The organism is Paenibacillus sp. MT124 (assembly GCF_058792755.1).
Window position 1 is genome coordinate 15,001 of the sequence record NZ_CM179500.1, and the last position, 24,465, is coordinate 39,465.

Here is a 24,465-nt window from a genome sequence, read left to right on the forward strand (position 1 = left end):
TTGCACAGACAACCAGGATGTTGGCTTAGAAGCAGCCACCATTGAAAGAGTGCGTAATAGCTCACTGGTCGAGTGACTCTGCGCCGAAAATGTAACGGGGCTAAACACACCACCGAAGCTATGGCTTGATGCTTGCATCAGGGGTAGGGGAGCGTTGTATAAGGGTTGAAGGTGTACCGTAAGGAGCGCTGGACATTATACAAGTGAGAATGCCGGTATGAGTAACGAAAAGATCAGTGAGAATCTGATCCGCCGAAAGCCTAAGGGTTCCTGAGGAAGGCTCGTCCGCTCAGGGTAAGTCGGGACCTAAGGCGAGGCCGAAAGGCGTAGTCGAAGGACAACAGGTCGAAATTCCTGTACCACCGTAAATCGTTACGAGCGATGGGGGGACGCAGTAGGGTAGTGACGCAGGCTGATGGATGCCTGTCCAAGCAGTAAGGCTGATGTGTAGGCAAATCCGCACATCGTAAGGCTGAGCTGTGATGGGGAGTGAAAATTACAGTAGCGAAGGTCATGATCTCACACTGCCAAGAAAAGCCTCTAGCCAGATGAAGGTGCCCGTACCGCAAACCGACACAGGTAGGCGAGAAGAGAATTCTAAGGCGCGCGGAAGAACTCTCGTTAAGGAACTCGGCAAAATGACCCCGTAACTTCGGGAGAAGGGGTGCCCCGGTAGTGTGAATAGCACGAGGGGGCCGCAGTGAAAAGGCCCAAGCGACTGTTTAGCAAAAACACAGGTCTGTGCGAAGCCGTAAGGCGAAGTATACGGGCTGACGCCTGCCCGGTGCTGGAAGGTTAAGGGGAGCGGTTAGGGAGTAATCCCGAAGCTGTGAACCGAAGCCCCAGTAAACGGCGGCCGTAACTATAACGGTCCTAAGGTAGCGAAATTCCTTGTCAGGTAAATTCTGACCCGCACGAATGGCGTAACGACTTGGGCGCTGTCTCAACGAGAGATCCGGTGAAATTTTAATACCTGTGAAGATGCAGGTTACCCGCGACAAGACGGAAAGACCCCATGGAGCTTTACTGCAGCTTGATATTGAATTTGGGTACGATCTGTACAGGATAGGTGGGAGCCTTTGAAGCATGAGCGCCAGCTTGTGTGGAGGCACCGTTGGGATACCACCCTGATCGTATCTAGGTTCTAACCTGGTGCCCTTAGCGGGTACGGGGACAGTGTCAGGTGGGCAGTTTGACTGGGGCGGTCGCCTCCTAAAGAGTAACGGAGGCGCCCAAAGGTTCCCTCAGAATGGTTGGAAATCATTCGAAGAGTGCAAAGGCATAAGGGAGCTTGACTGCGAGACCTACAAGTCGAGCAGGGACGAAAGTCGGGCTTAGTGATCCGGTGGTACCGCATGGAAGGGCCATCGCTCAACGGATAAAAGCTACCCTGGGGATAACAGGCTTATCTCCCCCAAGAGTCCACATCGACGGGGAGGTTTGGCACCTCGATGTCGGCTCATCGCATCCTGGGGCTGAAGTAGGTCCCAAGGGTTGGGCTGTTCGCCCATTAAAGCGGTACGCGAGCTGGGTTCAGAACGTCGTGAGACAGTTCGGTCCCTATCTGTCGTGGGCGTAGGAAATTTGAGAGGAGCTGTCCTTAGTACGAGAGGACCGGGATGGACGTACCGCTGGTGTACCAGTTGTTCCGCCAGGAGCACCGCTGGGTAGCTATGTACGGACGGGATAAGCGCTGAAAGCATCTAAGCGTGAAGCCCCCCTCAAGATGAGATTTCCCAGTATGTAAGACCCCTTGAAGACGACGAGGTAGATAGGCTGGGGGTGGAAGTGCAGTAATGCATGGAGCTGACCAGTACTAATCGGTCGAGGGCTTATCCAAATTGCGGGTTCTAGTCGCAAATTTCGTTTCGGATCTAGTTTTCAGAGAATAATCTCTGAAATGAAAATCGGTACAACACTCCAATGTGTGTATGATTTTCAGTTCCACTTTGATTTTAAGAAGCACATGCTTCGACAAATCACGTTTGGTGGCGATGGCGGAGGGGTTCCACACGTACCCATCCCGAACACGACCGTTAAGCCCTCTAGCGCCGATGGTACTTGGACCGAAGGGTCCTGGGAGAGTAGGACGCTGCCAAGCAAAGAACCACTGCCGATGAAATTCGGTGGTGGTTTTTATTTTGTTTATAAGGCTGTATTAAGTGAATGCAAGCGTCATCAGAAGGTAACAGTATTGTTACAGAATATAAGTAGGAAATCAGTATAATAGGACTATGTTAAATGTGCTAAAAGTACCTGACCACAGAGCTGTGAAATGTGCAGCTGTGAAAAGGAGGGTGTGTGTGTTAAGTTGGCGGAGACTTGGGCTGTATTCATTTCTAATGATTGGTTTGTTGGGTGTGCTTACAGGATGCGGTGATGCCGGACCTTCCTGGACTTCTTATGAAGGCGCAGTCAACGAGAAGAGTTTCCCTGTACCGAAAGTAGCGAATAAATCGGACCAATCCGGAAACAATTCGGAGATGGACTATGTTCGATATACATTGTCAGGTATAAGTGAGAGCACCAGCTTGCCGGAAGTATATCTAGACGAGATTAAAAGCTGGGGCTGGACGGAGACACAAGCCAAGAGTACATCAAATACCTCAAACTCTCTTCGTGTGTTTGCTAAAGAGGGGCATATTGTGCATCTAGCTGTACATGATGGATTTTTTACGCTAATGGTACCTCGAAACGATACTGCGACAACAACGGTGAAATCCCTTGCTGATGATGAAGAGTAAGAGTACGGTTTCTTTTGTAACATTGTAATGTTCAGACGATACAAGTTCCCGTAAGCCTACGGGGGCTTTTTTTATTTCACTGAAGAGGAGTTACTGCGCGTTAGATTAGAGGCTATGAGTCCTTCCAAGAACCCGATCCAAGGTTGAGCTTTATAAGCTGCCCAGTTACTGCACGTACCATGGGTTCCATGGAAGTCGATACTCCTATATTAGAGGGAAGGTCCTAAAGCAGCTTCTATAAGCGTGTAGGGATCTCAGTCATGGTAGTCCAAGCCACTAGTTAAAGCGTAGAGACATGAGCTGAAAATAGGTTTGAGGCGAAGAGCAGTAGAAATATGCTGCTTAATGGGGCACAGTTTAAACGGCTACAATGCTGATCACTAGATAGAGGATGAGAACGGGAATAAAATAAGTGGGGATAACCTTGTTAGCTTGTACCCATGTTGTGGATAAAAGAAAGGCTCGTTAGAACAAACAAAGGTTATCCACAGTGGATAACCTTTGTTCATCATTAAAGAGTAGGAGAATGCTCAATTGCTTATGAAGACCATGGGCCATTTTCTAAGCCAAGCTGGGAGCATGGATTATGTATTACACTTGTACATATTGCTTTTTCATCAAAGAGGTGGCGTTATTGCAGATAGTACGAAACGTCCTCTTCATTTAGTTTGATTAATCCGTCTTTGCGTTCACGTGAGAGAATCATAACCACGTATAGACGAGGGAAGAGGAGCCACAGATGCCAGAAGATCAGTGAAAGCGTGAAGGACAGCGGAGACCAGATCAGGCAAACGGTAATGATGCATAGTCCAATCCAGCTCATGTTCAAATGTACTCTGACAAACATACGGTAGCTAAAGTGCTGATCCGGAATATAACCTAACCAAGGCATATGGAAGTTCCAGCGCCAGCGTTTGGCATAAGAGGCACGGACCAGAAGCAATATGGTTCTGGCAATAACATAATGAATCCAAAGGGTGATCGGCCCTGCCAGCAGAAAAAAGAAGAGGCCAGTCCAGGAGAATGCCAGTAAATTAAAGAAGAGCATAATGATAGGCAAGCACAGATAGCTGTAGATGACACTGCGGGCAATAGCCTTTTTTTTCAGAAGCCGGTATTGATAAAATGTAGCTTTATTCTCCGGTTCAGCGGTCATACGATTACAAATCCTCCTTCTGGGATCACGTTTCGTGTGTGGACGTATGCTTGTTACGTTGCTGTCATGCAAATGATCCATATGCGTATAGGAACCTTGGAAGCGCTGTAGGGATGATGTACAAGTTTAAGAGTAGCAGACCTCATACAAGTATATCCACGAACATCTTGGCTGTCAGGTTCTGATGTATTATATATCGGCTGAAAATCAAAGTTTTTTTAAGATTATAGAATATAAGTTTTTAGTGGAGGCGAAGGTGAAAGTGTATATATGAGGGCGGAGATATAACTTTATGGGAAGCATCAGTGCGGAAAAGTACGAGCGGTATGCGATTTGTTAAACTTTTGAATCGGTACAGACACCCAATGGGTGGTGGGCGAATATATATATTTTACAGAAAGAAAGCACTATGAAAAGGTTTAAAATAATAGAAACTGTGCAATACTGATAGTAAACGTAAAACAAGGTGGGATGGTTGATGGAAGAACACACCGAACACACATGTATTATCTGCGAACAGAAAAAAAGAGAAGGCATTTTTATTGTATCTGAATTTATATGCGATGCTTGCGAAGCAGAGATGGTTCATACTGATGCACAGGATGCCAAATACAATTATTTTATACACCAAATGAAACAGATTTGGGTACAAAAAAACGCATAATGACCATAAGCCGAAACATCCATTGATGTAGGTGTATTCAGGGGCCCATAGGGCCTTTTTCTGTTTGATACGGAGGATTGTAGAACAGAGGATCAGGAAGAGCCGTGGATTCGGTAAAAAGACTGATATAATAAAAGGAGTAATGAGGAGCAGAATAAGAGTAATCTTGTCCTTTTCACTTAATGCCCGATCGAGAGAGGGAAAGTTCCCAAAAGTGCCCTTATTATAATAGGAAGTTAAAGAGCAAACGAGAATCCAAATTTAATGATTATATAGGAAGGTAATTCTATGAAATACAAACCATATCATGCGCCTTTGTACGAGGCTCTGCTTCATTACCAGGAGTCGGGGAATCGTTCTTTTCATGTGCCTGGGCATAAGAATGGACAAGCTTATCGAAGTTTAATGAATCCAGAAAATAGAAAGCAGCACGAAAGTTCTGACGTTTTGCCAACGGCGGCTTTCCTGGACATGATGCAGATGGATGTAACGGAAATTACCGGCACGGATGATCTGCATCATCCAGAAGGGGTGATTATGGGAGCTCAGCAGCTGGCAGCTGATTGTTTTGGTGCGGAGGAGAGCTTCTTCCTTGTGGGGGGAAGTACGGCAGGTAATTTGGCTATGCTGCTTACGGTGTGTGATGAGCCGCAAAGTATCGTGCTTGTCCAACGTAATGTACATAAATCAGTCATTCATGGTCTGATGCTTGCTGGCGCCAGAGCTGTGTTTCTGGAGCCGCATGTTGATCCATCCAGCGGACTTGCCGTTATGCCGTCGGCAGAGACGGTTGCGGCTGCTGTCCAGGCTTATCCTGAGGCAAAGGGGGTACTTGTTACTTTGCCGAATTACTACGGCATGGGCGCTGATCTGACGCCCATAGCCGACATATGTCACGGTGCTGGCATGCCACTGCTCGTGGACGAAGCGCATGGCGCGCATTATGGACAGCATCCAAAGCTGCCTGCTTCTGCCTTGTCATGCGGAGCGGACGGGGTGGTGCAGTCGACCCATAAGATGCTGTCTGCCTTCACCATGGGAGCCATGCTGCACATTCAGGGACCGTTGTTGAATCGGTCCCTGCTGAGGCAGCGCCTGGCCATGGTGCAGAGCTCAAGCCCATCATACCTGGTGATGGCTTCGCTTGATCTTGCGCGCCGGCAGCTGCATATGCAGGGCGCAGACACCTTCACGGCGGGGCTTGCCGCCGTGGATGCCTTCAAGCGCGGCCTTGCAGAGCTGCCGCGCTTTCAGCTGCTGCAGCCTGTGCAGGCGCTGCAGCAAGAGTTGCCAGCCGGGGCAGAGCCGGCTGCTGGCGGTAATAAGGCCGCCGATGCATCGGGGCGGCCAACAGCACCTCCCGCGGCGGCGATGCCTTCTGCCGCGGGCTACACCGTTCAGGACCCGTTCAAAGTCGTCATATATGACGGGGCGGGGATACTGAGCGGTTATGGGCTGCAGCAGCAGCTGGAAGCATACGGCTGCGTACCCGAGATGAGCGATGAACGGTACGTCGTCCTGCTCTTCAGCCTTGGCTCAACGCGAAGTGACGCTGAGCAGCTGCTGCAGGCGTTAGAGCGTATTAGTCAAGCCAATGAGAATGAGCTTAGGCCAGGCCTGAACGAACCATCAGCGCAAGCTGCGAAGATGGCAGTTCACTATATTTCCACGTGGAACAATTTACAAGATGCATCTGTGGAGCCCTTTTCAGAGCCTATTCTGTTCTCACTGCAACCTATAGCAGAAAAAAATATAGCAGAAGTTGAACTCGAAGACTGTGCAGGCTATCGATCCGCTGAGATGATTATTCCGTATCCTCCTGGAATCCCCCTTCTATATGCCGGGGAACAAATAAGTCCTGCTACATTAAAACGTATACAGCTTCTGAGGGATGAAGGGGCGAGGTTTCATGGCGCAGCGGATGATACTCTTCGATCATTGAAGATCATAAAGGAAGGGTATAAGTGAAGTTAAACCCCAAATGTGGGGGTGGGACTTACTCTCATATGTACTCACTAACTCACTCTTTCATTTCACTAATCCCTCATTCATTCTATTATTCGTACCATCTAAGACATCATGTGCTGTCCGGACATAAGAAAGAAGGGAATTATTTTGGATATTCCGATAAAGAAATATACAGGAATAGTCCTGCAAGTCATGTTAATGTATGGTTTTTATTGGATAGGAACCTGGATACAGTCTATATTACATCTACCTTTGACAGGCAGCATTGTGGGCATGCTGCTTTTGTTCATTGTCATTCAAATGGGTTGGATCAGGATGAGCTGGGGAAATGAAGGTTCATCCTGGCTCCAGTCCAATCTGCAGTTATTGTTTATCCCGCCTACGGTAGGCATCATTAATCACTTTGATTTTTTTACTGCGAATACAATCTTGCTTGTGTTGGGATTGATCCTCAGTACCCTAGTAACTTGCTTGCTATTTGCCAAAATTGGTGAGTGGCTCATGACGTGGATAAGATCGCATCGAGACAAGAAGGAGGCGATCTCATGTCAACATTCATCATCGGAATAGCTATGATTGCTCTGACTGTGGTCTTATATATCCCGGCGACTCGTCTATATAAGAGGATAAAGTGGCCTATTCTTATGCCAGTACTCACAACAACGGCAGTAATTGTAGTCATTCTGCTTATTACAGGAATTAAACTGGACACCTATATGCTGGGTGGCAAATGGATACAGGATCTTCTGGGGCCTGCTGTCGTTTCCTTAGCCTTCCCTTTATCCAAACACATGGATGTGCTGAAAAGGAATGTCATTCCCATTCTGGGTGGTACGCTTGGAGGAAGCATCGTAGGGATGTTTACCGGAGCATCGGTAGCTCTGCTGCTTGGTTATCCCAAAGATATCGTGATCGCCTTACTGCCAAAGTCAGTGACTACTCCAGTTGCCATCCAATTGGCAGATCAGGCAGGAGGCAACGCTTCATTTACGTCGCTATTTGTAATGATTGCCGGTTTTTCGGGGATATTACTTGGGCCGCTGATGATGAAATGGATTCGAATAAAGGATAATAGTGCCTATGGCATTGGACTCGGCTCGGCTTCTCATGCACTTGGCATGGCCAGATCCTTTGAATATGGCGAGAATGCTGTAGCATTAAGTTCTGTCTCCATGATTGTCAGTGCAATAGCCGGATCATTGTTCCTTCCCTTATGGGTATCCATTATCTATGATTGACCGGTCATCTCTATTGAAAATATTGGCGGAATAGCTGACCGCTATCGCTTGATCATGTATAGTATTATAGTAAGAAGCTTGTACAATATGGCCCAAACGACAATACCATGATCATGAACATACACCTCTGGGCGTGTCATTTCATAATCTGAAGTAGAAAGATCAGAGCCATATAACATTCACAGCAGAGTAAGATGCCATTATTGACATAGAAAGCAGGGAAGCATATGCAGGGCAGAGGTAAATTCATTACGTTGGAGGGGGGAGAAGGGTCCGGTAAAACAACGATGATCAGCAGATTGGGTTCTTACTTCGAGGAACAGGGTATACCTTACGTAGTTACTCGCGAACCTGGTGGGATCGAGATCGCGGAGAAAATACGTGCTATTATCCTTGACCCTCTCCATACGGCAATGGATGCGCGTACCGAAGCACTGCTCTATGCAGCTGCACGCAGCCAGCACTTGGCCGAGAAGGTGGAACCGGCGCTGAAGGCAGGCAAGACGGTCATCTGCGACCGTTTTGTCGACAGCAGTTTGGCATATCAGGGTCATGCACGTGGGCTCGGAATAGAGAATGTCTGGGCCATTAACCGGTTCGCAATAGGTGAGCTCATGCCGGATGTTACACTATATCTGGACATCGAGCCTGAAGCAGGTCTTGCCCGGATTGATGCCCACGATGGACGTGAGGTAAACCGTCTGGATCTAGAGAGTCTGGAATTCCATCGTAAGGTTAGAGAAGGGTACTTCCTGTTAAAGGAACAATTCCCGGAACGAATCCAGGTTATTGATGCTTCCAGACAGCCTGATGAAGTCGCAGAAGCATTGATTTTGTCGCTGGAGACAGGGATTTTGAAGGATTTTGGCGAGTAATTGTCTAATATATAGACAGGGCATTTCAAAGGTGCTTATTCTGAAGGAGGTTATGCAGGATGAAACTGATTGTTGCGATTATACAGGATAAAGACAGCAACCGATTATCCAGCGCATTGGTCAAAGCTAATTTTCGGGCAACGAAATTGGCCAGTACCGGTGGATTTTTGAAGGCAGGCAACACGACGTTTATGATCGGTGTCGATGATGGTCAAGTCGAGTCCGTAATGAATGTCATTCGCAGCAGCTGTAAGGTTCGTGAACAGCTCGTGACCCCGGTCACACCGATGAGCGGAACAACCGACTCTTACCTGCCGCTGCCTGTTGAAGTCCAAGTCGGTGGAGCTACTGTGTTTGTTCTGCCAGTGGATCGTTTTGAACACTTCTAATCATGCGTTCTGTGTCTATGATACAAAATGATTGTTAGTGTTCTTAGGCGACTTATATGCGTCCTTCTTGATAACAGGAATCGGCGCTTTCCGTCCGGGATTAGGCCATCTTATGAAGGGATTGCTTTCTTTCGGGCGGAAGTTGACTACCAAGCAGGTTAATGGTGGCAAGTTTTAACTACCATTATATATAGAGACTCATACAAGGGTATCTTCCACGCACAGGCGCAGCGCGCACTGTGCTGATGGTCGATGGTCTACTATAATAGAAAGCGGGCATATCGATGAAAATCAATCCTGGATTTAGACCGATGCAGAGCGGGATCAATTCTACCGACTCCAGTTCCAAACCGGTTCAATCCAAAAGTTTCTCTGACATGATGAGCCACCAGGGCGAACGCGCCTCACAAGCCGAGCTTAACCGCCGGCTAAGTGAAATTCAGATGCAGGGCGATCGCTTGGCTCGTTCCATGACGATTCGTGAACTGAAAGCATATAAGCAGCTTGTCAAAAGATTTCTGGAAGAAACGGTTCGCCGGGGTGTAACCATGAAAGAGACCAGAGGATGGGATCGGCGGGGCAGAGGCAAAAGATACAAGCTAATTGATGAAATCGACTCTGCGCTGTTATCCATGGCTGATGAACTGCTCGAAACAGAAGAAGGTAAAATCACGTTATTACAACAAGTAGGAGAAATTCGGGGAATGCTTATTAATTTAAGCTTCTGAGGAGGAAGTATGTCCTTTCAACAAATTATGGGTCAGCAGGCAGCCAAGCAGATGTTGCAGAGCAGCTTGAGACGCCAGGCAATCAGCCATGCGTATTTGTTTAGCGGGCCAGCGGGCAGCGGGCAGCTGAAGACAGCGGTCACGTTTGCCAAAGCCATATTCTGTACAGAGCTTGAAGATGATGCCTGCGGACAATGTCTGGAGTGCCGTAAGGTCGAGCATGGTAATCATCCGGATTTAACGATGCTTGCACCAGATGGAAACAATATTAAAATCGATCAGATTCGGGATCTGCAGCGTATTTTCTCATACCGTTCAGAGGCTGGCCATCCCAAAGTTTATATTATAGAACAGGCAGAAAAAATGACCGTACAGGCGGCGAATAGTCTGCTGAAGTTCCTGGAAGAGCCGCAGGTGCCTGCGGTAGGAATTCTGATTACGGACAATGGTCAAGCCATGCTTCCGACTATCCGTTCACGCTCACAGCTTGTTCCTTTCAGTGCACTAAATCCGGAGGAAATGCTGCAAGCTTTGATTGCGGAGGGGCATCCGGCCAATCTTGCACGTTCAGCGGTTCATTTGGCGTCAGGACTCGAATCATGTAGAGAAATTCTCCAGCAGAATTGGTTTGCAGAAATTAGAAACGTAATGTTACAATTAGGGAAGGAGTCCCTGGGCAGAGGCAGCACATCATTAATCTCTGCACAGCAGAAGCTTTTTAAAACCGGACTCTCAGAACATCTGGATATTATGCTTAGTCTATTCCATTTATGGTTTAGGGATATGCTGTATGTCCAGCACGGTAGGCATGAACATATCGTTTTTATAGATCAGTTAGACATGCTGTCTCAATTGGCTAATACTCGCAGCACGGAGCAGTGGGTGTCCTATATGGATTTGGCCGCAGCATGCAGAAAAAAATTGCGTTTCAACGTCAATGGCCAGCTTTGTCTGGAGCAATTTTTGATCGGTTTGGCATAAGGCTGGGGAGAGGACAGTTTTTGTTCCATTCATATGCAAACGGTTATTACTTCGGAGGGTTCCCTAAGAAGACAGGGCTTCAGACGAAGTGGGATTGGCTTACAAGGGGGTTAATTTTTTGTATAGTGTAGTGGGTGTCCGTTTCAAAAAAGCGGGCAAAATTTATTACTTCGATCCCCTGGACCTTCCCATTGAGAAAGAAAACTGCGTTATCGTGGAGACAGCGCGGGGGGTAGAGTACGGTAAGGTAGTTGTTGGCAAGAAGGAAGTAAGCGAGTCCGATGTGGTGCTGCCACTCAAAAAGGTCATTCGGGTTGCGGGAGATACAGATGCCCGTGTGGTGGATGAGAACAAGCGAGCAGCCAAAGAAGCATTCGGTACTTGTTTAAATAAAATCAAAGACCATGGCCTCAAGATGAAGCTGGTCGATGTGGAATTTACGTTTGATCGCAACAAGATCATTTTTTATTTTACAGCTGAAGGAAGAGTGGATTTCCGGGAGCTGGTTAAGGATCTGGCAAGCATTTTTCGGACACGGATCGAGCTGCGGCAGATTGGTGTACGGGATGAGGCCAAGATGCTTGGAGGAATCGGACCTTGCGGCCGTGTATTATGCTGTTCTTCCTGGCTGGGAGACTTTGAGCCAGTATCCATCAAGATGGCCAAAGATCAGAGCCTGTCACTGAATCCGACGAAAATTTCAGGGTTGTGCGGAAGACTCATGTGCTGTCTGAAATTTGAGCATGATAACTATGAAAGTGTGAGAGAAGAACTGCCGGCTGTAGGCAAGTTGGTCGTCACCTCTATGGGTGAAGGTAAAGTTGTCGGCATCAATGCCGGTAATCGCACAGTCCATGTTCAACTGTTCGACATCAGTAAAGTCAAAGAACTTCCGCTGGATGACGTCGTTATCAAGTAAACCATAAAGGTTGCTTCGGGGTGGAAACTTGGAAAAGAAAAATCTGTTTACGCACATTCATGAAATGGAAACCCAATTGGGTCAGTTGCACAGTGATTTAGGAGAGTTAAAAATGATTGTCAAAGAGCTGCTTGAAGATAATCAGCGGCTTACGATTGAGAATGAGCAGCTACGCAAACTGCTCAAGCGTGAGGCTCCGGTAGATCTGCCTGTTTCATCTGCACTGGCTCCAGCCGCTAGACCGGCAGGTCCGGCTACAGGTGAAGATGTGGTAGGTGAAGGATATGATAATCTGGCCCGGCTGTATCACGAAGGATTCCATATCTGCAATGTCTATTATGGACATTTGCGGACGGAAGGCGATTGTCTGTTCTGCCTGTCTTTTTTGAATAAATGAAGTGACCGTAGGGAAGATCCCCTACGGTTTTTTTTCAAGGTTATAGACCTAAACTAAAGCTAAAATGCGATATAGAGTACCGGAGGATGAACGTATCATATGACAGCCAATGAAGCTAAAGAAATAATTTTGCATGAATCAGAACGGATTGATGATCTGCTCTCTCATGATTTGAGAATCATTCAAAGTGATGAAGTATTCAGTTTTTCCATGGACGCCGTATTGCTTGCCCGGTTTGCTTCTGTTCCTAAACGAGGCCGTGTACTCGATTTATGTACGGGGAATGGGGTTGTTCCCATTCTGCTGACGACGCGTACGCAGGCCACCCTGGAAGGAATCGAGATTCAGCCAAGGCTGGCTGATATGGCACGGAGAAGCGTGAAGCTGAATGCTCTGGACCAATCGATCACAATTCATGAAGGTGACCTGCGGGAACTGGTGAAACAGACAGGACATGCTGTGTATGACGCGATTACTGTGAATCCGCCATATATGCCGCTGAATGGAAGTGACCTTAAAATGAATACACACCAAGCCATGGCACGTCATGAGTTGGGATGTACATTGGAGGAAGTGATTCAGGCATGCAATCGTCTCGTGCGTAATGGAGGAAAGGTATCCATGGTTCACCGCCCTCAACGGCTCGGAGAGATTATCTCTCTGATGAGGGAGTACAAGCTTGAGCCGAAGCGGATCCGAATGGTACATCCACGTGCTCACCTCGAAGCCAATATGGTGTTAATCGAAGCGCTGAAGGATGGCAAACCCGAAGTGCGCATGCTTCCGCCCCTCATTGTCTACAATGAAGAAGGAACCTACTGTGATGAAATTATGGATATTTATTACGGATCACAACAACCAACGGGTATTACGGAAGGAGGAGTGTAAGTGACTTTGCACATTCAAAAAAGCTATGCGGAAGCCCATGATGGTCGGGGTAAGTTATATTTAGTTGGAACACCGATTGGGAATTTGGATGATATGACATTTCGAGCAATTAAGACATTGCAGAGTTGTGATATCATTGCAGCAGAAGATACAAGGCAAACCCGAAAGCTGCTCACTCATTTTGAGATCACCCCTTCCATGTTATTTAGTTATCATGAACATAATAAGGCCGCAAGTGGCCCTGAACTGATACGCTATATAATAGAAGGAAAAAATTTGGCACTGGTCAGCGATGCTGGTTTGCCAGCCATTTCAGACCCGGGTTCTGATCTGGTACAACTAGCAATTGAGGCAGGAATTCATGTTATTCCGATTCCGGGTGCCAATGCAGCATTGTCTGCTCTAATTGTATCCGGACTACCGACGGAACGCTTCACGTTCGGCGGCTTTTTGCCGCGCGAGAAAAAGGATATGCGCAAAGTGCTGGAGGGTTTTGACGAATCTAACGGTACGTTGTTGTTTTATGAGTCACCGCATCGTATTCGCAAAACGTTGGTCAATCTGGAAGAGATTCTGGGGGATCGTTCGGTTGTGCTGGCTCGTGAGCTGACGAAGCGACATGAGGAATTTGCACGAGGCACGGTTCGCGAGTGCATAGACTGGCTGGAGGAACATCCGCCGCTTGGAGAGTACTGTTTGCTTGTAGAAGGCATTAAGGAACAGGAGCGTAAAGCAGAGCGTGAAGCCTGGTGGCAGCAATTGTCCCTGGAGGACCACGTCAGCCATTATGAAGGCGAAGGACTTCACCGCAAAGATGCGATGAAAAAAACAGCAGCGGACCGAGGATTAACGAAACGTGATGTATATAACGCGCTGATCTAATCCTCTGCATGATCCAAACATACGGTTAAATAGGGGAACATAACCTGAAAAGTTTCTTATTGGAAACCTTAGAGAAATATTAAAAGTCACAGGCGGTGCAAAAATAAATCTTGAATTTTTTCACCGCTTTCCTGGTTATGTCATGCCTGCATTTATGGTTGGTCCGAATAGGGTAATAAAAAAAAGACCTTCCAACGGTGGGGTTCACACCGGGAAGGCAAGTAAGGAATATAAAAAGGTTAGAATTAACAATTCAATAAGTCCATTATACCTGAAATTTCTTATTTTGTCACAGGTGCAGGGATTTCAGAAATACATTCGTTACAAACGATTTTACCTTTGAAGTATGTAACGTTCTCAGCGTTACCACAGAAGATACAAGCTGGCTCGTATTTTTTCAACATGATGCGCTCACCGTCAACATAGATTTCCAGAGCATCTTTTTCACCGATACCCAGTGTACGGCGCAATTCGATTGGAATAACTACCCGTCCCAGTTCGTCTACTTTTCTAACAATACCTGTTGATTTCATCATTATAATCAGTGCTCCTCTCAGCTACTTATCTTTGTCATTATTCGACATTATTTTATGTTTTATGATACTCATCATACCAACGATTCCCAAAACAGTCAACCTTAAAATTAGCTTAAAATTAAGGCTGTTTTGGATAAGATTACGGGTGGCAAGGGGTTAAGAGCGATTTTTCATATTTAAACATCAATGTCAGCTTTGTCGATTTGGAAAACATTAAAAGTACCTTATTCGACAAAATTCGTCATTGTGTGTCGAATAATTGGGCTGGTTAGGGCTAAAAGCGACAAACACAACTCAAAAACAAGGGAGCGAAGCGACATGGAACAGCGTTTAACTGAAGAGAAAGTGTTTAAAGATCCGGTACATAATTATATTCATGTGCAAGATCCGATCATATGGCAGTTGATCAATACCCCCGAGTTTCAGCGCTTACGACGGATCCGTCAGTTGGGAACATCCTATCTCACTTTTCACGGTGCTGAACACAGCCGGTTTTCACACTCATTGGGCGTTTACGAAATTACACGGAAGATTATCTCTCAATTTGAAAGAAGTCACTACTCCGATTGGCCTAAGGAAGAAAAAGCCGTTGCACTCTGCGCTGCTTTATTGCATGACTTGGGTCACGGGCCATTCTCTCACTCCATTGAAGAAGCCTTTGACATGAACCATGAGGACTGGACCTGCCGAATTATCCTTGGGGATACTGAAGTGGGGGCGATCCTGAGACGGGTTGCTCCCGATTTCCCGGAGAAGGTGGCATCTGTTATTCAGAAAACATATGAAAAGCCAATCGTCGTGAATTTGGTCACTAGCCCACTTGATGCAGACCGGATGGACTATTTGCTTCGGGATGCATACTTTACAGGTGTAAACTACGGAACCATCGACCTTGACCGCATCCTGCGAATGCTTCGTCCTTATCACGGTAGAATTGTAGTCAAGGAATCCGGTATGCATGCCGTAGAAGACTATTTGATGTCACGATACCAGATGTACTGGCAGATTTACTTCCATCCGGTGACCCGAAGCTCCGAAATTATCCTGAGACAAATATTTAAGCGTGCAAAAGAGCTGGTGAAGCAGGGGTTCCAATTCCGTTTCATGCTGGAGCCACTGCCGCAGCTGTTTGACGGAGTGCTCACTGTTGATGAATATCTGCAATTGGATGAGGCTCTAATACAGACTACATTCATGCAGTGGCGTAAAGAGAACGATTCTGTTCTGAGTGAGTTATGCGAACGTTTTATGGACCGCAGGCTGTATAAGTATGTAGAGGTTGAACAGATCGATGTGGAAACGATTGAAGAAATTCGAGTTGCCTTTGCCAAAGCCGGTCTTCATCCGGAATATGATCTAGAAATTGATTTTCCGACGGATCTTCCGTATGATGTTTTTCGTCCGGATGAATCGACAGACAAACAGATTCTGCTGCTGGATCGACAGGACAAGTTGCATGAATTGTCCGAGGTTTCGGACATCGTCCGTTCAATCAGTGGAATACATCGTGGTAAGCATCATCTGTACTATCCGCAAAACAAGGTGGACGCCATCATTCACGAGCTGCCTTCTCATATCCGCCCATACTTCTCATGATCATGAAGTGAGCCGTGAAGAGCAAAAAATTTACAAATTAGCTATGACAGAAAGAATTTCTATTTCGAGATATTATCATGATACAGTAATCTGCTTTAATGGAGAGTATATGTAGATCGACATAATTTTGTAATGTACACTTTTTTTGAACAAGTTTAGGTGAGAAGGGCTTCTATATATAGTAGAAATTAAATTTGGTAAATCCACATGTTGTACTCTGAAGAATCAATGAAGATGATAAAATGGGTGCATTTTATAGGATTTTGAATGGGATAGAAAACAGTTATTCGACAGGAAGGGAGAAATACAAATGATGTTATTCGACACACATACACACCTGGATGCACCGCAATTCGACGAGGACCGCGAGGAGATGATTCAACGTGCTGTAGACGCCGGGGTTGGCCGTATGATCAATGTCGGTTTCAACCGGGAGACCATTCCATCCACGATGAAGCTTGCCGAAACGTATGATTTTATATATGCTGCTGTAGGCTGGCATCCTCAGGATGCCATTACGATGCAGGAGGGCGATCTCGAGTGGATTGCGTCTCTGTGCAAACATGAAAAAGTCGTTGCCATAGGCGAGATTGGCCTGGATTATTATTGGGACACTTCACCCAAGGATGTGCAGCATCGTGTATTAAGACAACAGATCGGACTGGCTCGTGAACTTAACATGCCTATTGTCATTCATAATCGCGATGCTCATGAGGATATTGTCAAAATTTTGCGTGAAGAGAAAGCTGGACAAGTCGGGGGTGTCATGCACTCTTTCTCAGGAAGCTGGGAAACGGCAAAACTCTGTCTGGATCTAGGGTTCCATCTATCCTTCGGTGGACCAATTACGTTCAAAAATGCCAAGCAGCCGAAAGAGGTACTGGCGAAGGTACCGATGGACCGATTTTTCATTGAAACCGACTCCCCATATCTTACACCACATCCTTATCGTGGAAAACGAAATGAAACAGCGCATGTACGTCTGGTTGCAGAAGCAGCTGCGGAAATTAAAGGCATTTCGGTAGAGGAAATTGCTGCAATAACGACCAAAAATGCCATGGAACGATTTGGAATTCGTTAAAAAACGAAGCAAATGCGGTGAAAAAGAGAGGTAGACGGAGCGAATTTGCTTTTTGATCCAAATAAATGAAGAATATTACAATATTTTAACCAAATATTTAGAAAAACGTACTTGAACAACGCTTTACAACATGCATCGAAACAGGATATCATCTTTTCAGTGAATTGTTGTGCGGAAAATTGGACAGATGTTCGGGGGATGAACAAAGGGACACTTTCCGATGACACAACAATACTTTTCATGAACCGATCTCGCTGAGTCTCCGTTAACGGAGAGCGGGGGAACCAATAGAGCTTAAACATCAGTGTAAGCAGCTGATGCGCATCGTTCGCTGACCCAAAAGCAGCGGATGCACTTGCGAAGCGCTATTTGATTTCTTCTTTGGGTCTCGGGGTGAATTCAAGGGCATCCGCCATGAGCGGGTGACCGGAGATAGGGCGGCTCTCTTTCGCCCGAACCCGACAGCTAACCTCGCAAGCGGAAAAAGAGAGGCAACCTCGTGCATGAATTTCCGATATTCAAAATCATTCGGAAGCCACGAAAGAGTTCCTCTTACACTCTTTCTTTGGCTTTTTTGTTTTTGAATAAAAGAAACAAGGTCATCATACGGTAAGAATTCAGGTGGTGACATCATGTTGCGAAGAGTGGTTCATGGTGCAGAACCGGTCATTGAGATATCGATCAGTTCTGTAGAAAATTTGGTATAGTCGCGTCAAAGACATCATGCATTAACTTTAGACGGCGAGGCTATGAAGGAGGACGGAGAAGTGGGCACATTCCAACCAGAAGAGACCCATGAGTCACGATCATCCAGTAAGTCTTACGCGTTGCGGTGGAAGCATGAGAACATGCGTCAAATGGCACTGATCGCTATTTTCTCAATCGCGCTTACAATCATGATCTTGTTAGTCGTTTACGGTCAAGCCGGGAAACAAATTTCGCTGGTTATTGATGGCAAAGCTCAAGCGGTAGAGACTCGTACAGGAATGCTTCAAGAAATGCTGGAGGAGCAATCAATCACAGTCAGCCCCCACGATGAGGTATCCATGCCTTTGAACGGGGCAATCGCAGATGGAGACCGCATTGTTATTGAGCGGGCCGTTCCAGTCAACATTACGGCAGACGGAGACACCAAGACTCTGTATACAACCGATTCATCGGTAGAAGATGCAATTCAGAAATCTGGAATTGAAGTTGCCAGTGAGGATAAGGTTTATCCTGCGCTCGCAACACCAATCAAGGCAGATATGAAAATTCGCGTAGTGCGTGTAACAAAGCGTACAGTGGAAGTGGAACAGCCGATTGCGTACAAAGTAATCAAAACGGCTGACCCTAGCTTGTACAAAGGTGACAATCGCGTCATCGTAAACGGCAAAGAAGGTACACTTGTACAGCATATCGAAAAGGTGTTTCAGGATGGAGAGCTAGTCTCCAAAAAGATGGTGGGCAAATCGGTATCGACCAACCGTGTCGATAAAGTTATTGCTGTCGGAACCAAAGCAAAACCTGTTGTGAAGCAGCCGGAGATTCAGACGGTATCGGCCCAAACCTCCACAGCAAAGAAAGCAACGACAACGAACTCGAAGAAAACCGCTGCATCAGGCAGCAAAGTGATTACCGTCTCAGGCACTTCTTTTAAATATTCCAAAGTACTTAAAAATGTATCGATGACCGCTTACTCTTCTGAGGAGCCTGGCATTGGTACAAAAACAGCTTCCGGTACCCGGGTAACTGAAGGACGGACCATTGCGGTCGATCCAAAAGTGATTCCGATCGGCTGGTGGGTGTACATTGAGGGCCTCGGCTTCCGTCGTGCGGAAGATACTGGCGGCGCCATTAAAGGCAACAAAATCGATGTATATTACGACAGTGTAAAGCATGCCCTGAATTTCGGACGTAAGAAAGGCAAGACGGTATATGTGATCGGTCCGGTGAAGCCGGAAGCGAACTAAAATCGTTTTACTTTGAAATGGGAATGCTATAAAATAGTTGCATGAATGAATCATGCGGAATATGCGGCGGTGGAGTCTGAATAGGCTCGCCGCCGTTTGGCAGAGAAGAGGATATTCCTCTTCTTTTTGCGTTAGAAAGGAAGAAATGGAACATGATAAAAGAAGTCATTGTGGTAGAAGGACGCGACGATACCGTCGCCATCCGGCGGGCTGTTGAGGCAGACACCATTGAGACCGGCGGATCAGCCATCAATCAGCGAATCCTGAAGCGAATTGCACTGGCACAGGAGAGACGCGGCGTGATTGTTTTAACGGACCCGGATCATGCCGGTGAGCGCATTCGCAAAATCATTGCAAATAAGGTCCCAGGCTGCAAGCATGCTTTTATTCCGGAAGCGGATGCAACCCGTAAAGGGGATATCGGGGTCGAGAATGCTTCACCTGAGGCAATCCGCCATGCGCTGGAGCGTGTGCATACCTCCTATGAGGGTATGCCGAGCCAGATCGATTGGGAGGACTTGATTGCAGCAGGACTGATTGTGCACCCGCAGGCAGCCGCAAGACGTATGGAGATGGGGAATCTGCTTGGCATCGGTTACTGCAACGGAAAGCAGTTCCACAAGCGGCTGGGTGTATTCCAAATTAGCCGGGAAGAGTTTTCTGCAGCATTATCGCAAATTGAACGTGAAGGATTGTGAGCGTATGAATGGCATGGATGAGACTTTGGAAATTGCAACACCCAAGCGAACGAAAGAGATAATTCAGAGACACGGTTTCTCCTTTAAAAAAAGTCTAGGTCAGAACTTTCTGATTGATCAGAATATATTGAACAAAATTGTAAGTGCAGCGGATCTGGACGAGTCCAAGGGCGCACTCGAAATCGGCCCGGGAATTGGGGCACTTACGGAGAGACTGGCCCGAGCAGCCGGCCCTGTAACGGCTGTGGAAATCGATCAGCGTTTGTTACCGATCCTTGGAGAAGTAATGGAGCCTTATCCCAACGTTCGGATACAGCACGGAGATGTGCTGAAGCTGGACTTGGCAGAGCTTTTCCGCACAGACTTTGCTAGTGTGAGCAAGGTGAGTGTTGTAGCCAATCTGCCGTACTATGTGACGACTCCGATTATGATGAAACTGCTGGAAGAGAAACTGCCAGTAGACAGCATTGTCGTTATGATTCAGAAGGAAGTAGCAGAACGTATGGCAGCTGCACCCGGCTCAAAAGACTACGGAAGTCTGAGCATTGCGGTCCAATATTACAGTGTGCCTGAATTGGTTTGTATTGTGCCGCCAACGGTATTCATTCCGCAACCGAATGTGGAATCTGCCGTCATCAAGCTTAAAGTGCGTGAGCAGCCTCCTGTCGAAGTGCCGAGTGAAGCACATTTCTTCGAAGTGGTACAAGCCTCATTTGCCCAGCGCAGAAAAACCATCTCGAACAATCTCAAAGCCCGCTTCTTCACCAAGGAAAACCGGGAGCAGGCGGATCAATTGCTGGAGCAGGCTGGCATTCAGCCCTCCAGACGGGGTGAGACACTTAGTCTGCAGGAATATGCGACGCTAAGCACGGTGATGTGGGATGCAGGAGTTCGTGCCGGCCTGTAAATAAATTCGGATGAACCAAACCGGGTCTTTGCCCATACGATGGGGTAGAGGTGATTATGTTGATGAATATCGGAGACTTGGTCGTTCGTAAGTCATACGGTGGAGATGTGACTTTTCGGGTGGAAGGCCTCCAGTTGGATAGCGCGGTCATTAAAGGGACCGAATTCCGGCTGCTTGCCGACTCCCCGGTGGACGATTTGATACAGGTTCCTTATGAGCCGCAGAGTGCCAAGACCAGGCAGGCACATGTAAAAGCACATCAAACACTCTCCAGGCTACAGCAGAACCGGATTGAACAAGCGGAACGCAACCGTGAAGGCTTGACGCAGGACTGGTCTGCACAGCGCGAGCCTGCTTATTTTGAAATGCCCGGCAAGGTGCTTCACTTGGATGGGGATCCAAATTACCTGAAGAAAAGTATGGCTCTTTATGAGCAGCTTCGTGTCCCGGCAGAGGGTCAATATGTCCATGAGTCAGCCATGGCTGATGCCCTGTATCGTCTTCTTCCCAAAGTCCAGCCTGATATTGTAGTCATTACGGGCCATGACGGAGTGCTGAAGACCCGTCAGCCTTACGACTTATACAGTCTCGGAAGTTACAAGAATTCGCAAAATTTTGTAGCAGCGATCCAGGTTGCAAGACAATATGAGCGTCATCTGGATGCGCTCACGATCGTTGCAGGAGCATGTCAGTCCCATTTTGAGGCACTTCTGCGGGCAGGTGCGAACTTTGCCAGCTCACCAGGCCGAATTCTGATTCATGCCCTTGACCCGGTATATGTGGCTGCCAAGGCGGCCTTTACATCCGTTAGGGAAACGGTGAATATGAATGATATTCTGCATAACACAATTAGTGGCAGCCAGGGTGTAGGTGGTGTCGAAACACGCGGCAGTTACCGCGTTGGCCTGCCTGGTTTGAATGATTTATCTACACTTAAAGTTAATCCATCAGTCGTCTGATACAGGTCAATTAAAGTCCCAATTTGGGGCTTTTTTCATTTGCAAAAAAATTCATTGACAGCAACTTTTCCATACTGATATAATATTTAGTTTTGATTTGACATTGACTGTAAATTCAGGTATAATGGACAAGAAAAGAGGTGGTCGTCGACAATGGCTAAAAATACGCTGTTGGATATCAAACGCAATCTCGATGCTCATATAGGTCAAAAAATTATGTTGCGGGCTAATGGTGGCCGCCGTAAGACTATCGAGCGTACGGGTGTCTTGGAAGAAACGTACCCTTCTGTTTTTATTGTCAAGCTTGATGAGGAGCAAGAAACGTTCAAGCGAGTCTCTTACAGTTATGCAGATATACTTACGGAGTCGGTGGAAGTCATGGTATTTAACCCAGGCGACCAGACGCCTAACTCCTACATGGAGACGTAAGCATCGTTTTACAGGCAGTTTGCCCCTTGGGGCGAACTGCTTTTTTATTGTGTAGAAATACCGTTCAGACAGGCATCTGCAGGAATGAGGTTTAACCAGAAACGGCATACTACTTGAACAGGCCCATACTGATATGCTGAACAGTTCATCTAAAATGGTGGCTCTGAAGCTGTCAGGAAGAATCCTGGTGAAATGGACTAATCAGAACTGTTACTTCAAGGAGGATGGTTTCATGAGCCGCAGAAGAAGAAGTGTAATGTCAGATGAACTCAAGTATGAGCTGGCAAAAGACCTGGGATTTTATGATACGGTACAGCAGGAAGGCTGGGGTGGCATCAAAGCCAAGGATGCAGGCAATATGGTGAAGCGTGCCATTCAGCTTGCTGAAGAGGCAGCACGCAAATCGTAATTCGATCTAGACGGTTTGGAGAGCGGGGCCTTCCACGAGGTTGACCTCGCTTTTTCCCCATGAATTCGGAATAAAAATGACTTGACAGCCCCATTTTGATATAATATGTTAAGTTGTCTTAGGGAAAAGGTGAGGACGGGTGAACGCCTTGAAAATTTACGAAAAAGCGCCTGCTAAAATTAATTTGATGCTGGACGTTTTACATAAACGAAGCGACGGCTTCCACGAAGTCGAGATGATCATGACCATGGTCGATTTGGCAGACCGGCTGGAAATGTCGGAACTGCCTCGCGATACGATATTTATCTCCAGTCAGGCCGGGTATATTCCGCTTGATGAGAAGAATCTGGCATTCCAGGCGGCCAGATTAATCAAAGAGCGCTATGACGTGCGTACTGGAGTGCACATTCATCTGGACAAAAAAATTCCGGTGGCTGCCGGTCTGGCAGGAGGCAGCAGTGACGCTGCAGCTACGCTGCGCGGCTTGAACCGCCTCTGGCGTCTGAATATCCCGGATCATGAGCTCCAGGAGCTTGGGGCAGAGCTTGGTTCGGATGTACCTTTTTGTATTACTGGGGGTACAGCGCTCGCTACAGGCCGTGGAGAGAAACTGAAACCAATGCCTAACCCACCGCAATGTTGGGTCATCTTGGCGAAGCCTCCAATCAATGTGTCGACAGCGGATGTGTACGGAAGATTTCGCAGCGACAAGATTGTTCGGCATCCAAGTGCGGCCAAAATGGAGCAGGCCATTCGCAATCATTCCTTTGCAGAGGTGTGCGGACAGATGGGGAATGTACTTGAGGATGTTACGCTTAAGCTGTATCCGGAAGTTCAGCATCTGAAGGATGCGATGATGAAGCTGGGTGCAGATGGGGTGCTCATGTCGGGTAGTGGCCCAACAGTATTCGGATTGGTCTCCAAGGAAGCAAAGGTTGCACGGATCTATAATGGGCTGCGCGGCTTCTGCAAAGAAGTGTATGCAGTACGCATGTTGACTTAGAATTCGCTTTTATAATGTACAAACACGTATAAAGGTGGTATATTTTTAAATAATTATTCGGATTTGGATGTTTTCCGTGATCGTGAGGATGGATCTCTGTGAAGAAATTAAAACGAAGCGCTAGGCTGGTTGAAATGACGCAGTATTTATTGTCAAGACCGCATACGGTTATTCCGTTAACCACTTTTGCCGAACGTTATGGTGCCGCGAAGTCGTCAATCAGTGAGGATTTGGCGATAATCAAAGAAGTGTTCGAAGAAGGTGGGTCGGGAGAACTGCAGACACTGGCAGGGGCTGCCGGGGGAGTTAAATGGATTCCGAAAGTGTCCAGAGAACATGCTCTGGCTTTTGCCGAACGACTAAGCAATCAGTTGGAGCAGCCTGACCGTATTTTGCCAGGAGGGTATCTCTATATGTCTGACCTGCTTGGACAGCCTGCATTGATGAACGAAGCAGGTAAAATATTTGCGACTGCTTTTGGCAACATGGATATCGATGTAGTCATGACGGTAGAAACGAAGGGTATTCCTCTGGCTTATGCGACTGGAGCCCAGCTTAACCTGCCTGTAGTGCTCGTGCGCAGGGACCATCAGGCTACGGAAGGATCGGCCGTAAGTATCAATTATGTATCGGGGTCCCATAAAAGTCTCCATACCATGTCCCTATCCCGCAGAGCGATGCGTGAGCATTCAAGGGTTCTGATCGTGGATGATTTCATGAAAGCCGGTGGAACGGTACAGGGCATGATTGATTTGCTCGCCGAGTTTAATGCAACGGTAGCAGGCGTAGGGGTACTGGTAGAATCCGGGTCAGTTGATTCGGAAGAGCGTTTGCTGACCGATTACGTATCTCTTGCGCAGCTAACAGCCGTGGATGCAAAAAGCAGACACATTTCGGTCAAGCCTGGTAACTATTTTGACCTGTAGAAAGATGACGAATAACATGTCGGGAAAGGTTCTTTTCCATCGACCTGGCACTAACGTTGTCGAATTGTGTATTAAATAAAAAAATTCCTGAAATTAGGACATTTTTGTGGTTATAAAAAGAAGGAGTTCGTATAGGCTGT

The 24,465-nt window shown here is 47.0% G+C and carries 25 protein-coding genes, 2 rRNA genes and 1 riboswitch (1 of these 28 only partly in view); of the genes, 25 read left to right on the forward strand and 2 right to left on the reverse strand.

From position 1 onward, the window contains the following. The 3 genes from AC3RCI_RS00055 to AC3RCI_RS00065 all read left to right on the forward strand — a co-directional run. Positions 1 to 1,840: ribosomal RNA gene (locus AC3RCI_RS00055) — 23S ribosomal RNA — on the forward strand (it extends 1,087 nt beyond the left edge of the window). Positions 1,841 to 1,984: 144 nt separating this feature from the next. After that, a 5S ribosomal RNA gene (gene rrf / locus AC3RCI_RS00060) occupies positions 1,985 to 2,101 on the forward strand. A 202-nt stretch (positions 2,102 to 2,303) separates the two neighbouring features. Then, positions 2,304 to 2,744: a hypothetical protein gene (locus tag AC3RCI_RS00065; RefSeq protein WP_236146670.1), complete on the forward strand. Its 441-nt coding sequence runs from the start codon at positions 2,304 to 2,306 to the stop codon at positions 2,742 to 2,744. 631 nt (positions 2,745 to 3,375) lie between these two features. On the opposite strand, the gene AC3RCI_RS00070 is transcribed toward AC3RCI_RS00065, so the two are convergent. After that, positions 3,376 to 3,900 carry a hypothetical protein gene (locus AC3RCI_RS00070; RefSeq protein WP_154896935.1) on the reverse strand — a complete coding sequence of 175 codons (525 nt, stop codon included), beginning with the start codon at positions 3,898 to 3,900 and terminating at the stop codon, positions 3,376 to 3,378. A 478-nt stretch (positions 3,901 to 4,378) separates the two neighbouring features. Between AC3RCI_RS00070 and AC3RCI_RS00075 the strand changes: the two genes are divergently transcribed. The 12 genes from AC3RCI_RS00075 to rsmI all read left to right on the forward strand — a co-directional run bounded on the left by AC3RCI_RS00075 (position 4,379) and on the right by rsmI (position 13,829). Beyond that, positions 4,379 to 4,564, forward strand: coding sequence for a sigma factor G inhibitor Gin (locus AC3RCI_RS00075; protein ID WP_095293335.1), 186 nt, complete (start codon positions 4,379 to 4,381; stop codon positions 4,562 to 4,564). A gap of 288 nt (positions 4,565 to 4,852) precedes the next feature. Next, a complete protein-coding gene (locus AC3RCI_RS00080; protein WP_492527263.1) occupies positions 4,853 to 6,532 on the forward strand; it encodes an aminotransferase class I/II-fold pyridoxal phosphate-dependent enzyme in 1,680 nt (559 codons plus the stop codon). A gap of 198 nt (positions 6,533 to 6,730) precedes the next feature. Beyond that, the gene (locus AC3RCI_RS00085) at positions 6,731 to 7,102 is read left to right on the forward strand and encodes a CidA/LrgA family protein (protein WP_492529760.1); all 372 of its coding nucleotides are present in this window, start codon (positions 6,731 to 6,733) and stop codon (positions 7,100 to 7,102) included. Continuing rightward, entirely contained in the window at positions 7,078 to 7,770 is a 693-nt protein-coding gene (locus tag AC3RCI_RS00090; RefSeq protein WP_492527264.1) for an LrgB family protein, read from the forward strand. The genes AC3RCI_RS00085 and AC3RCI_RS00090 overlap by 25 nt, the downstream gene beginning before the upstream one ends. Positions 7,771 to 7,997: 227 nt before the next feature. Beyond that, entirely contained in the window at positions 7,998 to 8,645 is a 648-nt protein-coding gene (gene tmk, locus AC3RCI_RS00095) for a dTMP kinase (RefSeq protein ID WP_336784360.1), read from the forward strand. Between the two features lie 59 nt (positions 8,646 to 8,704). Next, positions 8,705 to 9,034, forward strand: a complete 330-nt coding sequence (gene darA / locus AC3RCI_RS00100; RefSeq protein WP_017691391.1) for a cyclic di-AMP receptor DarA — start codon at positions 8,705 to 8,707, stop codon at positions 9,032 to 9,034. Positions 9,035 to 9,318: 284 nt separating this feature from the next. Continuing rightward, entirely contained in the window at positions 9,319 to 9,762 is a 444-nt protein-coding gene (locus AC3RCI_RS00105; RefSeq protein WP_492527265.1) for a YaaR family protein, read from the forward strand. 9 nt (positions 9,763 to 9,771) lie between these two features. After that, entirely contained in the window at positions 9,772 to 10,743 is a 972-nt protein-coding gene (gene holB, locus AC3RCI_RS00110) for a DNA polymerase III subunit delta' (protein ID WP_095293341.1), read from the forward strand. Between the two features lie 118 nt (positions 10,744 to 10,861). Next, the gene (locus tag AC3RCI_RS00115) at positions 10,862 to 11,662 is read left to right on the forward strand and encodes a PSP1 domain-containing protein (RefSeq protein WP_095293342.1); all 801 of its coding nucleotides are present in this window, start codon (positions 10,862 to 10,864) and stop codon (positions 11,660 to 11,662) included. 28 nt (positions 11,663 to 11,690) lie between these two features. Beyond that, positions 11,691 to 12,059 (forward strand): DNA replication initiation control protein YabA, encoded by a 369-nt coding sequence (gene yabA, locus AC3RCI_RS00120; RefSeq protein WP_095293343.1) that lies wholly within the window; start codon positions 11,691 to 11,693, stop codon positions 12,057 to 12,059. Positions 12,060 to 12,158: 99 nt separating this feature from the next. Then, a complete protein-coding gene (locus AC3RCI_RS00125) occupies positions 12,159 to 12,947 on the forward strand; it encodes a tRNA1(Val) (adenine(37)-N6)-methyltransferase (protein ID WP_492527266.1) in 789 nt (262 codons plus the stop codon). Further along, complete coding sequence (rsmI, locus tag AC3RCI_RS00130; protein ID WP_127540846.1) at positions 12,948 to 13,829, forward strand: 16S rRNA (cytidine(1402)-2'-O)-methyltransferase; 882 nt, start codon at positions 12,948 to 12,950, stop codon at positions 13,827 to 13,829. It begins immediately after the preceding gene. A gap of 281 nt (positions 13,830 to 14,110) precedes the next feature. On the opposite strand, the gene AC3RCI_RS00135 is transcribed toward rsmI, so the two are convergent. Then, on the reverse strand, positions 14,111 to 14,365 hold the full coding sequence (locus tag AC3RCI_RS00135) for an AbrB/MazE/SpoVT family DNA-binding domain-containing protein (RefSeq protein ID WP_024633700.1): 255 nt from the start codon (positions 14,363 to 14,365) through the stop codon (positions 14,111 to 14,113). 318 nt (positions 14,366 to 14,683) lie between these two features. Here AC3RCI_RS00135 and AC3RCI_RS00140 point away from each other — a divergent pair, with 318 nt between their 5' ends. The 10 genes from AC3RCI_RS00140 (at position 14,684) to purR (ending at position 24,325) form a co-directional block, all read left to right on the forward strand. Next, positions 14,684 to 15,961 carry an HD domain-containing protein gene (locus tag AC3RCI_RS00140; RefSeq protein ID WP_336784357.1) on the forward strand — a complete coding sequence of 426 codons (1,278 nt, stop codon included), beginning with the start codon at positions 14,684 to 14,686 and terminating at the stop codon, positions 15,959 to 15,961. Between the two features lie 310 nt (positions 15,962 to 16,271). Then, on the forward strand, positions 16,272 to 17,042 hold the full coding sequence (locus AC3RCI_RS00145; RefSeq protein WP_174818735.1) for a TatD family hydrolase: 771 nt from the start codon (positions 16,272 to 16,274) through the stop codon (positions 17,040 to 17,042). A 242-nt stretch (positions 17,043 to 17,284) separates the two neighbouring features. Next, positions 17,285 to 17,538: riboswitch (cyclic di-AMP (ydaO/yuaA leader) on the forward strand. 271 nt (positions 17,539 to 17,809) lie between these two features. Then, positions 17,810 to 18,994 (forward strand): resuscitation-promoting factor, encoded by a 1,185-nt coding sequence (locus AC3RCI_RS00150; RefSeq protein ID WP_127540850.1) that lies wholly within the window; start codon positions 17,810 to 17,812, stop codon positions 18,992 to 18,994. Between the two features lie 152 nt (positions 18,995 to 19,146). After that, positions 19,147 to 19,692 (forward strand): ribonuclease M5, encoded by a 546-nt coding sequence (gene rnmV / locus AC3RCI_RS00155; protein WP_127540852.1) that lies wholly within the window; start codon positions 19,147 to 19,149, stop codon positions 19,690 to 19,692. Positions 19,693 to 19,696: 4 nt separating this feature from the next. Continuing rightward, a complete protein-coding gene (gene rsmA / locus AC3RCI_RS00160; protein WP_336784364.1) occupies positions 19,697 to 20,599 on the forward strand; it encodes a 16S rRNA (adenine(1518)-N(6)/adenine(1519)-N(6))-dimethyltransferase RsmA in 903 nt (300 codons plus the stop codon). A gap of 62 nt (positions 20,600 to 20,661) precedes the next feature. Further along, the gene (gene yabG / locus AC3RCI_RS00165; RefSeq protein WP_336784356.1) at positions 20,662 to 21,558 is read left to right on the forward strand and encodes a sporulation peptidase YabG; all 897 of its coding nucleotides are present in this window, start codon (positions 20,662 to 20,664) and stop codon (positions 21,556 to 21,558) included. A 153-nt stretch (positions 21,559 to 21,711) separates the two neighbouring features. Continuing rightward, complete coding sequence (gene veg, locus AC3RCI_RS00170; protein ID WP_095293350.1) at positions 21,712 to 21,987, forward strand: biofilm formation stimulator Veg; 276 nt, start codon at positions 21,712 to 21,714, stop codon at positions 21,985 to 21,987. A 232-nt stretch (positions 21,988 to 22,219) separates the two neighbouring features. Then, positions 22,220 to 22,396 carry a small, acid-soluble spore protein, alpha/beta type gene (locus AC3RCI_RS00175; protein WP_095293351.1) on the forward strand — a complete coding sequence of 59 codons (177 nt, stop codon included), beginning with the start codon at positions 22,220 to 22,222 and terminating at the stop codon, positions 22,394 to 22,396. Positions 22,397 to 22,544: 148 nt separating this feature from the next. After that, the gene (gene ispE / locus AC3RCI_RS00180) at positions 22,545 to 23,399 is read left to right on the forward strand and encodes a 4-(cytidine 5'-diphospho)-2-C-methyl-D-erythritol kinase (RefSeq protein ID WP_095293393.1); all 855 of its coding nucleotides are present in this window, start codon (positions 22,545 to 22,547) and stop codon (positions 23,397 to 23,399) included. Between the two features lie 98 nt (positions 23,400 to 23,497). Beyond that, positions 23,498 to 24,325 carry a pur operon repressor gene (gene purR, locus AC3RCI_RS00185; protein WP_095293352.1) on the forward strand — a complete coding sequence of 276 codons (828 nt, stop codon included), beginning with the start codon at positions 23,498 to 23,500 and terminating at the stop codon, positions 24,323 to 24,325. The last annotated feature ends 140 nt before the right edge of the window (positions 24,326 to 24,465 follow it).